The organism is Pantoea sp. IMH (assembly GCF_000599885.1).
Taxonomy (GTDB): Bacteria; Pseudomonadota; Gammaproteobacteria; order Enterobacterales; family Enterobacteriaceae; genus Erwinia.
In genome coordinates this window covers 809,267-823,062 of sequence record NZ_JFGT01000002.1, presented here as the reverse complement: position 1 = coordinate 823,062, position 13,796 = coordinate 809,267, and the positions used below count along the sequence as shown (strand labels likewise).

Below are 13,796 nucleotides of genomic sequence, written 5' to 3'. Positions count from 1 at the left end.
ATCCGGCTCATCGCAGAGCCGGGATCCGCACCGCCGGCTCTGGCCGGTTCAACAGCGCCCGGATAACGTATGAGAATAGTAATCGCACCGGATTCATATAAAGAGAGTCTCTCTGCTCAGCAGGTGGCGACGCAGATCGAGTTGGGTTTTCGTGAAATCTTTCCCGATGCCCATTACGTTAAACTGCCGGTTGCTGACGGCGGTGAGGGAACGGTAGAGGCGATGGTGGCCGCCACTGACGGTCATATCGTCCGGCTGGAGGTGACCGGGCCGCTGGGCGCGAGCGTGCCCGCTTTTTATGGCCTGTCCGGTGACGGGAGCTGCGCCTATATTGAAATGGCGGCCGCCAGCGGTCTGGAGCTGGTGCCTGCCGCAAAGCGCGATCCGATGATTACCACCTCCTGGGGAACCGGCGAGCTGATCCGCAACGCGCTGGATAAAGGCGTGGCACATTTCATTATCGGCATCGGCGGCAGCGCCACCAATGACGGCGGCGCCGGGATGGTCCAGGCGCTGGGCGCTAAGCTGCTGGATAAGCAGGGACGGCAAATCGGCTATGGCGGCGGCGCGTTACCGGAAATCTGCACGATTGATATGAGCGACTTTGATGCGCGCATCCAGCATTGCCGGTTCGAAGTGGCCTGCGATGTGACAAATCCGCTGCTGGGGAAAGAGGGCGCCTCCGCGGTATTCGGGCCACAGAAAGGCGCCACGCCGGAACGGGTCACGCAGCTGGATAACGCGCTGGCGCACTTTGCGGAGATGATTAAACGCGATCTCGGTATTGATGTGCTTTCTGTTCCCGGCGGCGGCGCGGCTGGCGGGATGGGTGTTGCCCTGCACGCGTTCTGCCAGGCTGAGCTGCGGCGCGGCATTGAAATCGTTACCGAAGCGCTGGGGCTGGACGAACTGGTGCGTGACGCCACGCTGGTGATCACCGGGGAAGGACGCATCGACAGTCAGACTATTCACGGCAAAGTGCCGATTGGCGTGGCGAACGTGGCGAAGCGCTACAACAAGCCGGTGATTGGTATTGCCGGGAGCCTGACCGATGACGTCGGCGTTGTGCATCAGCATGGGCTGGACGCGGTCTTCAGCGTGCTTTACAGCATCTGTACGCTTGAGGAAGCGCTGGACAACGCAGCGGAAAATGTGCGGATGACGGCGCGGAATATCGCCGCCTCGCTGGCCATCGGCCAGCAGCTTCCCCGCCGCTGAACCCTGGCGTCTGACGGTTAACGGCCAGGCGCTTTCTTTACGCCAGCGGCCTCAGCCTGGACTGCTGGCTGCCACTTTACCGTGGCAGCGTCAGGATCTCCTTCGCCAGCCTCGTCACGTTTTCCATCTCATCCAGTAACTCGAAAAGTTCCGGCTCAACGTCGGCGATAGTGCTGCGCGCGCGCAGGCTTTTATCGAGCTGCTGGCAGAGCTGCTTGAGCCTGGGGACGCCGCTGTAGCTGGCGCTGCCGTGCAGCTTGTGAATAATATCCCGCAGCTCCGGCACGTTATCTTCCGCCATAAAGCGTTCCACCAGGGATGTCACCTCAGGCAGGAAGTCCACCAGCATTTGCAGCAGGTCGCGCGCCAGATCGGGTTTATTGGCCGCCTGACGCAGGGCAAGCTGCCAGTCGAGCGAAGGAGAAAGACCGGGAGGATGTAACCGTACCTGGGTGACGCCCGGCGTATAACACGCCAGCAGCTGTCCCAGCTTAACTTCGTCGATAGGCTTGGCCAGATAGTCGTTCATGCCCGCCTTAATCAGCTGCTCGCGTTCGCCATCCAGCGTATGCGCGGTGACGGCAATAATCGGGGTGGAAGCGTGATGCGGAAACTCGCGAATAATTTCGCTGGCGCGAATCCCGTCGATCTCCGGCATCTGAATATCCATCAGAATAATATCCAGCTCATGCGTTTTTGCCTGCTGAATGGCCGCTTCGCCGCTGTCGCATAAAATGATGGTTTCCACCTGCTCTTCCAGCAGCGCCCCGATCAGCTTCAGGTTGGCCGGGTTGTCATCCACCGCCATGACCCTGAGCGGCAGGCGCTGTCGGCGGGGAAGCACTTCACCTTCACGCGCATGGTGATCGATTAATACCGGCAGCAGGCGGGTAAGGGAGACCGGTTTGATCAGACAGGCAGTGACGCCGCGCACCTTAAGCTCTTCGGCATACACCTGCATCTGACAGGGCAGCGCCATAATCACATTATCAGCGCGCTTAAGCGCCGGCAGCAGCTGTTCTGCCGGTATCTCATGGCTCTGATGACGCGTAACGGGCAGGCCGATCAGCAGCGCATCGTAGTGCGCATCGGGCAGGCCGTCGAGCGTGCTGCTGTGGCTGATGGTCATCTGGGTGGCGTCCAGCATATCCAGCGTTGCTTTCGCCGCGCTGTCGTTGGCCTCCACATAGGCCAGGCGTTTACCCACCAGACAGTCGGTGGCGCGGGGATCGCTGGCCGCGTTCGGGTTGAGCGCCAGATTGACGTGGAACCAGAACGTGGAGCCATGATTCAGGCGGCTGTGGAACGAGATCTCGCCGCCCATCTCATTGACCAGTTTCTGCGTAATCACCAGGCCAAGTCCCGTTCCGCCATGGCGGCGCGAGATGCTGGCGTCCGCCTGACGGAAAGCCTGAAAGAGCTGTGACTGCTGCTTCTCCGAAATGCCGATGCCGGTGTCATGGATCTGCACCTCCAGATCGACCCGGTTGTTGCTCTGCGATCGTTTTTCCACGCGGATATCAATATTGCCGCGTTCGGTAAATTTAATGGCGTTACCCAGCAGGTTAACCACAATTTGCTGGATGCGCAGCGGATCGCCAATGGCGTTGTCCGGGACATCGTGCTGAATGCTGAGCGTCAGCTCCAGCCCCTTTTCATGGGCGGACTGCGCCAGCAACACCACCACCTCATCAAGCGTGGCGCGCAGCGGGAACGGAATGGTTTCCAGCACCAGCTTACCCGCCTCCAGCTTGGAGAAATCCAGCACATCATTGATAATACTCAGCAGGTTATTTGCCGATCGCTCAATGGTATGCAGGTAGTCGCGCTGGGTAATGTTCAGCGAGGTTTTCAGCGTTTGTCGGGTAAAGCCGATCACGCCGTTTAGCGGCGTGCGCAACTCGTGCGACATGTTCGCCAGGAATTCAGATTTGATGCGGGCAGCTTCCTGCGCCCGCTTTTTCGCCAGATCCAGTTCGACGTTCTGGATCTCCATCTGCTCCAGCGTTTCCCGCAGATCGGAGGTCGCCTGGTCAATATTCTGCTGCATCTCTTCATGATAGGCGGTCAGCGACATCGCCATGGAGTTGATGCCGTTTTTCAGCATATCCAGCTCGCCCAGCATATGCCCGGTGACGCGACTGTCCAGCTGGCCACGGCGAATCCGATCAACCGTACTCACCATGTCACGTATCGGACCGGTGACGTCGCGCATCAGACGATAGGCGAACAGCATGGCGATGCAGAGGCAAAAGAGTAGCAGCAGGGTGGAGATAAAAACCTCTTTATACTGCTGCAACCTGACGGATTGAAGATCTAACTCAATCGCTATATAGCCCAGCGGATTGCCGCTGGATTGGGCGCTTGTTGTCGGCGGCTCATCGGGATAATAGCTCTCTGACACGATGGGCGTGCGCAGGATCACCGAATTGCCCTTTCGTTCATAGGTAAAGGTACCGGGCAGGCGGGCGGTGTCCGGCAGGCGCAGGCCGGCGGCATTGACATGATAATTAGAGGTGACGAACAGCTGGTTTTGCGCATCAAACACGGTGATAGCACGCACAATGTCCGAGTGGCGGCGGTGTAGCAGGCTTACCAGCTGACGAACCGATTCCCGGTTGTTGAATGTCATGCCGTATTCGCTGGAGACCGCCAGCGGCTCGATAATATTGACGCCGGCATCCACCAGCTGGCGCTGTAGCTCGTTAAAGCGATGCACCACAAAGAAGGTGCTCAGCAGCAGCCCAATCATCAGGGTCGGCGCCAGAATCAAAATCATCATGCGGGCCCGCAGGCTATATTTGGTCATAGTGTTCCTGAAACGGGTAGATAACCGGCGGCGTGTCACTGGTCGAATTAATCCAGCGGCTGGTGTAGGCTACGCACGTTTTTTGCTAACAACTCTCGGGAAACTGAATAATGGCGCAATTCTACTCTGCAAAACGGCGCGTGACGACCCGCCAGAAGGTCAGGGTGACGGTAAATGATCTGGACGGGCTGGGGCAGGGCGTCGCCCGCTACAACGACAAGGCGCTTTTTGTCAGCGGCGCGCTGCCCGGCGAGCTGGCCGAGGTAGAGATTGCCGACGAGAAACGCGCTTACGCCCGGGGCAAGGCAACGCGTATTCTCACCGCCAGTCCTGAGCGCGTGCAGCCGCAGTGTGTCCATTTTTATCAGTGCGGCGGTTGCCAGCAGCAGCACGTCTCCCCGTTGTTACAGCAGAGCAGCAAAGCGAAGGCGCTGGCGCGGCTGCTGTCACAGGAAACCGGTCAGCCGGTCAGCATTGAGACCGTGATTGCGGGAGAAGCCTACGGCTACCGGCGGCGCGCCCGTCTGGGACTGAACTATCATCTGCGCAGCCAGACGCTGCAAATGGGCTTTCGCCAGGCGGGCAGTAACGATCTGATCGCCCTGACAGCGTGTCCTATACTTGTGCCCGAACTGAATGCGTTAATCCAGCCGTTGCACCAGATGCTAAGCGGGTTACAGGCCGTCAGACGCCTCGGCCATGTTGAGATGGTGCAGGCAGATAATGGCCCACTGCTGGTTTTACGCCATCTTGCTGCCCTGAGCGCGCAGGATCGACAAGAACTGGAACGCTTTTCGCATAAACACCAGCTCGCCTTGTATCTGGCGCCGGAAAGCGACACTTTGGTGCAGCTGAGTGGCGAGACGCCTTATTACCAGGTTGAAGGCCTGAAGCTCACCTTCAGTCCGCGAGACTTTATTCAGGTCAACGCGGCGCTGAATCAGCAAATGGTCAGCACGGCGCTGAACTGGCTCGATCTTCAGCCAGACGATCGGCTGCTCGATCTCTTTTGCGGTATGGGCAATTTCACGCTGCCGGCCGCGAAACAGGTTAAAAGTGTCACAGGTGTGGAGGGGGTTACAGCATTAGCGGAAAAGGGTGCGTATAATGCTGCGCAGAATAATCTTAATAATGTGGCCTTTTTCCAGGCCAACCTGGAAGAGGATGTCACCCTTCAGCCATGGGCCGCTGAAGGGTTCAACAAAGTATTACTGGATCCGGCACGTGCAGGGGCTGCGGGCGTTATGCCGCACATTATTAAACTTGCCCCCGAACGCGTGGTCTATGTTTCCTGTAATCCCACTACACTTGCCCGGGATGCGCAAAAACTTGTGTCATCTGGCTACCGGTTGGAAAGGTCCGCGCTGCTTGATATGTTTCCCCATACCGGGCATGTGGAGTCCATGGTGTTGTTTAGCCGAATATAGTCCCCGCTGCGGGAGCTACGCCAGGAGAGGTTATGGTTGCGGTAAGAAGTGCACATATGAATACGGCTGGCGAGTTTGCGCTCGACCAATGGATCAGCAGTTTGGGGATCTCAAACCCGCAATCATGTGAACGCCTGGCCGACACCTGGCGCTATTGTGAAGAAGCGACGCAGCACCATCCTGACGCCGCCCTGCTGCTGTGGCGGGGCGTTGAGATGGTCGAAATTCTCTCCATGCTCAGCATGGACAGCGAAAGCCTGCGCGCGGCGCTGCTTTTCCCCCTTGCCGATGCGGGCGTCACGCCGGAAGCCGTGCTGGAAGAAAAATTCGGTACGGCTATCGTTTCGCTGGTGCACGGCGTGCGCGATATGGACGCCATCCGGCAGCTGAAAGCCACCCATAATGATTCGATGGCCTCCGAGCAGGTCGATAACGTCAGGCGTATGCTGCTGGCGATGGTGGAAGATTTCCGCTGCGTGGTCATCAAACTGGCCGAGCGTATTGCCCACCTGCGGGAAGTGAAAGACGCGCCGGAAGATGAGCGTGTACTGGCTGCAAAAGAATGTACCAATATCTATGCGCCGCTGGCTAACCGTCTGGGTATTGGCCAGCTCAAATGGGAGCTGGAAGATTTCTGCTTCCGCTATCTGCACCCCGAAGAATATAAGCGCATCGCTAAACTCCTGCACGAGCGTCGCATCGATCGTGAGGAATATATCGACACCTTCGTTCAGTCATTGCGCACGGAGATCGTGAAAGAAGGCGTGAAGGCCGAAGTGTATGGACGGCCGAAACATATCTACAGCATCTGGCGCAAGATGCAGAAGAAAGCGCTGTCGTTCGATGAACTGTTCGACGTACGCGCGGTGCGTATCGTGGCCGAACGTCTCCAGGACTGCTACGGTGCGCTCGGCATCGTCCACACGCTCTATCGCCATCTGCCCAGCGAATTTGATGACTATGTGGCGAACCCGAAGCCGAACGGCTATCAGTCGATCCATACCGTTGTGCTTGGCCCGGATGGGAAAACCGTTGAGATCCAGATCCGTACTCGTCAGATGCATGAGGATGCGGAGCTGGGCGTGGCCGCGCACTGGAAATACAAAGAAGGTGCCAGCGGCGGCAGCGCACGTGGCGCATCGGGCCATGAAGAGCGTATCGCCTGGCTACGTAAGCTGATCGCCTGGCAGGAAGAGATGGCCGATTCCGGCGAAATGCTCGATGAGGTCCGCAGCCAGGTCTTTGACGATCGCGTTTACGTGTTTACCCCGAAAGGCGACGTGGTCGATCTGCCTGCCGGATCGACACCGCTTGATTTCGCTTACCATATTCACAGCGATATCGGCCACCGCTGCATTGGTGCCAAGGTGGGTGGCCGCATCGTGCCCTTTACCTATCAGCTCCAGATGGGCGATCAGATTGATATCATCACCCAGAAGCAGCCCAACCCAAGCCGTGACTGGCTGAACCCTAACCTCGGCTACATCACAACCAGCCGCGGGCGGTCTAAAATTCACGCCTGGTTCCGCAAACAGGATCGCGATAAGAATATCGCGGCGGGCAGACAGATCCTGGACAGCGAGCTTGATCAGCTGGATATCAGCCTGAAAGAGGCGGAAAAACTGCTGCTGCCGCGCTATAACGTCAACTCGCTTGATGAGCTGCTGGCGGCGATTGGCGGCGGCGATATTCGCCTTAATCAGATGATTAACTTCCTGCAATCGAAGCTGAACAAGCCGAGCGCCGAAGAGGAAGATCGTGAAGCCCTGCGCCAGCTTACGCAGAAATCGACCGCGCCACGCAGTAAAGAGAGTGGCCGGGTGGTGGTGGAAGGTGTCGGTAACCTGATGCACCATATTGCCCGCTGCTGTCAGCCGATCCCTGGCGATAACATCGTCGGCTTCATCACCCAGGGCCGTGGGATCTCAATCCACCGCGCCGACTGCGATCAGCTCAGCGAACTGATCTCCCACGCGCCGGAGCGTATTGTTGATGCCGTCTGGGGCGAAAGTTACTCCAGCGGCTATTCGCTGGTGGTGCGCGTGACCGCCAACGATCGTAGCGGACTGCTGCGGGATATCACCACGATTCTGGCCAATGAGAAAGTGAACGTGCTTGGCGTCTCCAGCCGCAGCGATACCAAAAAACAGCTGGCGACGATCGATATGGATATTGAAATTTATAATCATCAGGTTCTTGGCCGTGTGCTGGCCCGGTTAAACCAGGTGCCCGATATCATCGACGCCAGAAGGCTGCACTGATTCGTTCCGCTGGCGACTTACCGGCAGGTTTGCGCCGGCGTAGCGTTCACTTCTGAGTAGCGATCTGGGTCGGCCCTCAGGAAAAGATCTCCTGAGGGCCGCGCGACGTTGCTGGTGCTGGCTTCGCTCGCCATGGCACACCTTTCTGAGTTCGCGCATGGATTGCCTGACGGTGAGATAAAACCGCCTGGGCCACTGACGCTGCGTTCAGGCTGTTTACCAATCGTAAAAGCCTTCCCCATTTCCCCCATGAATTTTGCTTTATCATGCCGTATAGTCAGGGTTTATTTCTCTTCCGAAATGGACGCTGTTATGAACGCTATCGATCGCCTGCTGGGCATCATGAAAACCCTGCGCGATCCGCAAAAAGGCTGTCCCTGGGATCGTGAGCAGACCTTTGCCAGCATCGCGCCTTACACCCTTGAAGAAACCTATGAAGTGCTGGACGCCATCAGCCGCGAAGATTTTGACGATCTGCAGGGCGAACTGGGCGATCTGCTGTTTCAGGTGGTCTTTTATGCCCAGATGGCGCAGGAAGAAGGGCGCTTTGACTTTAATGCGGTTTGTCAGACCATCAGCGATAAGCTGGAGCGCCGTCATCCTCATATCTTTGGCGACGCCGAGGTCAGTGACAGTAAAGCGGTGCTGGTGAACTGGGAAGCGATTAAAACGCAGGAGCGGGCAGATAAAGCGCAGCATTCCGCGCTGGATGACATTCCCCGCGCGCTTCCCGCACTGATGCGTGCCCATAAAATTCAGAAGCGGTGCAGCAATGTTGGTTTTGACTGGACGACCCTCGGTCCGGTGCTGGATAAAGTTCATGAAGAGATCGACGAGGTGATGCACGAAGCGCGGCAGGCGGTCATCGATCCGCAAAAGCTGGAGGAAGAAATTGGCGATCTGCTGTTCGCAACGGTCAATCTTTCTCGTCACCTCGGCAGTAAAGCGGAAACCGCGTTGCAGAAGGCGAATGACAAATTTGAGCGCCGTTTCCGCGAGGTTGAGCGGATTATTGCCGCCCGGGGACTGGCAATGAAGCAGGCCACGCTTGAGCAGATGGAAGAGGCATGGCAGCAGGTCAAATCTGAAGAAGTGGGCGGCTGACAGCCAACGCAGCGTTAACAAGGTGAGCAGCAGGCGTGCATTCCCTGTGGGGCTTCATGGAGACTTTCCTTGTTGCCCATCTTTGCGCAGAAAAGCGCCATGGTAAAGTTGCATAAGCGGATTATTAGCGCGTTAAGAATAGTAAGCTGACTCGATTCAACAAAATTGTGACGTATGTCAACCTCAGGCCGCAGAGATTCCGGTAGGCTCTGGGCGGTCAGTGCGGTGGAAGGCGCAGAACCAGAAACGATTAATTGTGGCACGGCGGGGATTCCCGTATACTGTTTTCCCGTCCTGGTTATTCCATCGTCTTTAAACCTACTTTCTCAGGTTCAGCATGACAACGAACTATATTTTTGTGACCGGCGGGGTCGTATCCTCTCTGGGTAAAGGCATTGCCGCAGCCTCCCTGGCCGCCATTCTCGAAGCACGTGGTCTTAATGTGACCATCATGAAGCTGGACCCGTATATCAACGTGGATCCGGGTACCATGAGTCCAACGCAGCACGGCGAAGTGTTCGTCACCGATGACGGCGCTGAAACCGATCTGGACTTGGGTCACTATGAGCGCTTCATCCGCACCAGGATGAGCCGCCGTAACAACTTCACCACGGGCCGCATCTACTCAGAAGTCCTGCGCAAAGAGCGCCGGGGCGACTATCTGGGCGCCACCATCCAGGTGATCCCACATATCACTAACGCGATCAAAGAACGCATCATCGAAGGTGGCGAAGGCCACGACGTGGTGCTGGTTGAGATCGGCGGTACCGTCGGCGATATCGAATCCCTGCCGTTCTTGGAAGCGATTCGCCAGATGGCCGTTGACGTTGGTCGCGAGCACACCATGTATATGCACCTGACGCTGGTGCCTTATATGGCGGCAGCCGGTGAAGTTAAAACCAAACCGACCCAGCACTCTGTAAAAGAACTGCTCTCCATCGGTATTCAGCCTGATGTGCTGATCTGTCGCTCTGACCGCGCGGTGCCGGCAAACGAACGGGCGAAAATCGCGCTGTTCTGTAACGTGCCGGAAAAAGCGGTTATCTCGCTGAAAGACGTTGATTCCATTTATAAGATTCCTGGTATGTTAAAATCCCAGGGACTCGATGATTATATCTGTAAGCGCTTTAGCCTGAATGCGCCGGAAGCTAACCTGTCTGAATGGGAACAGGTGATCTATGAAGAAGCGAATCCGGGCGGCGAAGTTACCATCGGTATGGTCGGCAAATATGTTGAGCTGCCGGACGCCTATAAATCGGTGATTGAAGCGCTGAAGCATGGCGGCCTGAAAAACCGCGTTACCGTCAATATTAAGCTGATCGATTCGCAGGATGTGGAAAGCCGCGGTGTCGAAATGCTGAAAGATTTGGATGCTATCCTGATCCCGGGCGGCTTCGGCTACCGTGGCGTGGAAGGTAAGCTGCTGACCGCCCGCTATGCGCGCGAGCACAATATTCCTTATTTGGGCATCTGTTTAGGTATGCAGGTGGCGCTGATGGAATTTGCCCGCAACGTGGCCGGGATGGAAGGCGCAAACTCTACCGAATTTGTGCCAGACTGTAAGTATCCGGTGGTGGCGCTGATCACCGAATGGCGTGATGAAGAAGGCAATGTCGAACTGCGTACTGAGCAGAGCGATCTGGGCGGCACCATGCGTCTGGGTAGCCAGCAGTGTCAGCTGACCAAAGAGAGCCTGGTTCATCAGCTGTACGGCTCTGATACTATCGTTGAGCGCCATCGTCACCGTTACGAAGTGAACAATATGCTGCTGAAGCAGATTGAAGCGGCTGGTTTGCGTGTCGCAGGCCGTTCAGGGGATGACCAGCTGGTGGAGATCATTGAGATCCCTAATCACCCATGGTTTGTTGCGTGTCAGTTCCACCCGGAATTCACCTCAACGCCCCGAGATGGTCACCCGCTGTTTGCCGGCTTTGTAAAAGCCGCCAGCGAGTACCAGAAGCGTTTGGCAAAATAAGTATTTTCATAACGGCGCACGACCTCCTGACACCGTCACATTCAGACGGTCATCGGTAAATCCCCGGCGCTTGCGGGGGATGAAAGGCAGCCAGCAGGCTTGTCGATCGGAAGATGAAGGGGGCTGTGCGTAGTTTGTCTGAGTTTAAGATAACTTGTACTGAGGAAAAAACTAATGTCCAAAATCGTTAAAGTCATCGGTCGTGAAATCATCGACTCTCGCGGAAACCCGACTGTTGAAGCTGAAGTGCATCTGGAAGGCGGTTTCGTAGGTATGGCAGCGGCACCTTCAGGCGCCTCTACTGGCTCTCGCGAAGCGCTGGAACTGCGTGATGGTGACAAATCGCGTTTCCTGGGCAAAGGCGTAACCAAAGCCGTTGCAGCCGTTAACGGTCCTATCGCTGACGCGGTAACCGGTAAAGACGCAAAAGATCAGGCAAACATCGATAAGATCATGATCGATCTTGACGGTACCGAGAACAAATCCAAGTTTGGCGCCAACGCTATCCTGGCCGTTTCTCTGGCAGCAGCCAAAGCCGCTGCGGCAGCAAAAGGCATGCCGCTGTATGAGCATATCGCTGAGCTGAACGGCACCCCAGGCAAATTCTCTATGCCTCTGCCAATGATGAACATCATCAACGGTGGCGAGCACGCCGACAACAACGTTGATATCCAGGAATTCATGATCCAGCCTGTCGGCGCGAAAACGCTGAAAGAAGCGATCCGTATGGGTTCTGAAGTGTTCCACACCCTGGCAAAAGTGCTGAAGTCTAAAGGCATGGGCACCGCTGTAGGTGATGAAGGCGGCTACGCGCCAAACCTGGGTTCCAACGCTGAAGCACTGGCCGTTATCGCTGAAGCGGTAAAAGCAGCGGGCTACGAGCTGGGCAAAGATATCACCCTGGCGATGGACTGTGCAGCCTCTGAATTCTACAAAGATGGCAAATACGTGCTGGCTGGCGAAGGCAACAAAGCCTTCACTTCAGAAGAGTTCACCCACTTCCTTGAAGACCTGACCAAACAGTACCCTATCGTCTCTATCGAAGATGGCCTGGACGAGTCTGACTGGGATGGCTTCGCTTACCAGACCAAAGTGCTGGGCGACAAAATCCAGCTGGTTGGCGACGATCTGTTCGTAACCAACACCAAAATCCTGAAAGAAGGTATCGATAAAGGTATCGCTAACTCCATTCTGATCAAATTCAACCAGATCGGTTCTCTGACCGAAACTCTGGCTGCGATCAAAATGGCGAAAGATGCAGGCTATACCGCTGTCATCTCTCACCGTTCAGGCGAAACCGAAGACGCAACTATTGCCGACCTGGCAGTAGGTACCGCAGCAGGCCAGATCAAAACCGGTTCAATGAGCCGTTCTGACCGTGTTGCCAAGTACAACCAGCTGATCCGTATCGAAGAAGCGCTGGGAAGCCGTGCGCCATTCAATGGTCTGAAAGAAGTGAAAGGCCAGTAATCGCCTGATTCCCCGGCCCGCTAAGGGCCGGATAATCTGCGCTGTTAATAAGCCAGGCACCGGTTGATCCGGGCCTGGCTTTTTTACGCCTTGCTTACCGCGCCCGAGACCAGCCTGCCCTGGTGGAAAGTGGCGCGCACGTCAGAAAGACGGGCTACCGCTTCGGCAGAACAGCTGGCCGAGACCAGCATCATTTCTGCTGGCGAATTCAGGACCGGCCACTGTCGTTCGCCGGTATCGCTGAGCGGTAAAATATTCCCGGTGGCGATCGCCAGCGACCGGCTCAGGCTGAATTCGTCGATATTGCCATAAAGCTGGGCATACAGATTCGCTTTCTCCAGCATGCTGCCCGTGCCAAAGGGCGACCAGTGATCGATAACGCTGTCGGTACCGGTCATCACCAGAATCCCTTTTTCACTCAGTTGCGGTAGCGGCATCGATCTTTTGCCAATCGGCACGGTAGACGCCACGGAGAATTGCTGTTCTGCCAGCCCATTTATAACCTCTTCCAGCTCATCATCCGCCATAACGGAGAGGGCGAAGCCGTGACTCAGCGTGACCTTTCCTTTCAGCTGTGGGTTCTGCGCGACGGTTTTGATCATATATTTCACGGCGGCAATGCCGGCAGGCGAGGTTTCATGCAGATGAATATCGACGCCTTTATGCATATCCAGCGCAATGCGGAACATGGCATCCAGCGATTTTTCCATCGCGCCATCGACGTTAGTGGGATCAAGCCCACCAACATACTGCACGCCCATCTGCATCGCTTCGCGCATCAGGCCATCCACGTTGGAATGCAGCAGACCGTGCTGGGGAAAGGCGACGATCTCACAGCTGAAATCCTGCTGATGTTTTTGCAGTGCAGTCTGTAAATGCTCCAGGCTTTTCAGCCCGCTGACCGGATCGATATTGCAGTGGCTGCGGGCGACGGTGGTGCCCTTCGCCTGCAGCAGCGCGATAAGGGCTTCTGCATGCTGAACGGAATCAGGTAACAGCCGGGGAATGATCGTCTGTTCGCGGGCGATCATATCCATAATGGTTTTGCCTTTTCTGGGACGCGGGGCTTCCCAGGGGCCGCCGTAAAAGGTTTTATCCAGATGGATATGCATATCACGGGTGGCGGGCAGCAGCAGTAATCCCTGCGCGTCAAAGGCAGGTAACGTGCCCTTAAGGCGATTTTTTACCGGCTCAATGGCGGTAATTTTCCCCTGGTTAATTTCCAGATCGTAAAGCGCGGTTTTTGTCGCGATTGTCGTTTCGCCTTCACGCTCAAAGCCCTCTTCAAGACGAACATTACGCAACTGATAGTGTGAAGCGGTGATGGATCTAACGGCTGGCGCCTCCTCACAGATAGGCCGGCTACCGGTTGAGCTGGCGGTGGCAGTGCTGGCCATGCCGGAAGCTAACAACGCGCCACCGGCAGTTAACCGGGCGCTGTGAGAAAGAAAGTGTCTGCGGCTTTTTTCTGAAGTGTGCACGGTGAGTCCCTTGTTCCTGTGGCTTAGTGACTGTTCATCATAGTCAAATCA

At 56.3% G+C, this 13,796-nt stretch carries 8 protein-coding genes; 6 read left to right on the top strand and 2 right to left on the bottom strand.

The genetic code is table 11. The annotated features are described in order from the left end of the window. Window positions 1-69 precede the first annotated feature (69 nt). A complete protein-coding gene (locus tag EA20_RS0103775) occupies window positions 70-1,218 on the top strand; it encodes a glycerate kinase (RefSeq protein WP_024965565.1) in 1,149 nt (382 codons plus the stop codon). 76 nt (window positions 1,219-1,294) lie between these two features. Here EA20_RS0103775 and barA read toward each other — a convergent pair whose 3' ends face one another. Then, window positions 1,295-4,027: a two-component sensor histidine kinase BarA gene (gene barA / locus EA20_RS0103770; RefSeq protein ID WP_024965564.1), complete on the bottom strand. Its 2,733-nt coding sequence runs from the start codon at window positions 4,025-4,027 to the stop codon at window positions 1,295-1,297. Window positions 4,028-4,137: 110 nt separating this feature from the next. Between barA and rlmD the strand changes: the two genes are divergently transcribed. From rlmD to eno, 5 genes are all read left to right on the top strand, one after another. Further along, complete coding sequence (rlmD, locus tag EA20_RS0103765) at window positions 4,138-5,454, top strand: 23S rRNA (uracil(1939)-C(5))-methyltransferase RlmD (protein WP_024965563.1); 1,317 nt, start codon at window positions 4,138-4,140, stop codon at window positions 5,452-5,454. Window positions 5,455-5,486: 32 nt separating this feature from the next. Continuing rightward, entirely contained in the window at window positions 5,487-7,715 is a 2,229-nt protein-coding gene (gene relA / locus EA20_RS0103760) for a GTP diphosphokinase (RefSeq protein WP_024965562.1), read from the top strand. Window positions 7,716-8,027: 312 nt separating this feature from the next. Then, a complete protein-coding gene (gene mazG, locus EA20_RS0103750; protein ID WP_024965560.1) occupies window positions 8,028-8,819 on the top strand; it encodes a nucleoside triphosphate pyrophosphohydrolase in 792 nt (263 codons plus the stop codon). Window positions 8,820-9,156: 337 nt separating this feature from the next. Next, window positions 9,157-10,794, top strand: a complete 1,638-nt coding sequence (gene pyrG / locus EA20_RS0103745) for a glutamine hydrolyzing CTP synthase (protein WP_024965559.1) — start codon at window positions 9,157-9,159, stop codon at window positions 10,792-10,794. A gap of 174 nt (window positions 10,795-10,968) precedes the next feature. Beyond that, a complete protein-coding gene (eno, locus tag EA20_RS0103740; RefSeq protein WP_024965558.1) occupies window positions 10,969-12,264 on the top strand; it encodes a phosphopyruvate hydratase in 1,296 nt (431 codons plus the stop codon). 83 nt (window positions 12,265-12,347) lie between these two features. Here eno and EA20_RS0103735 read toward each other — a convergent pair whose 3' ends face one another. Further along, window positions 12,348-13,745 (bottom strand): amidohydrolase family protein, encoded by a 1,398-nt coding sequence (locus EA20_RS0103735; protein ID WP_024965557.1) that lies wholly within the window; start codon window positions 13,743-13,745, stop codon window positions 12,348-12,350. Between the last annotated feature and the right edge of the window lie 51 nt (window positions 13,746-13,796).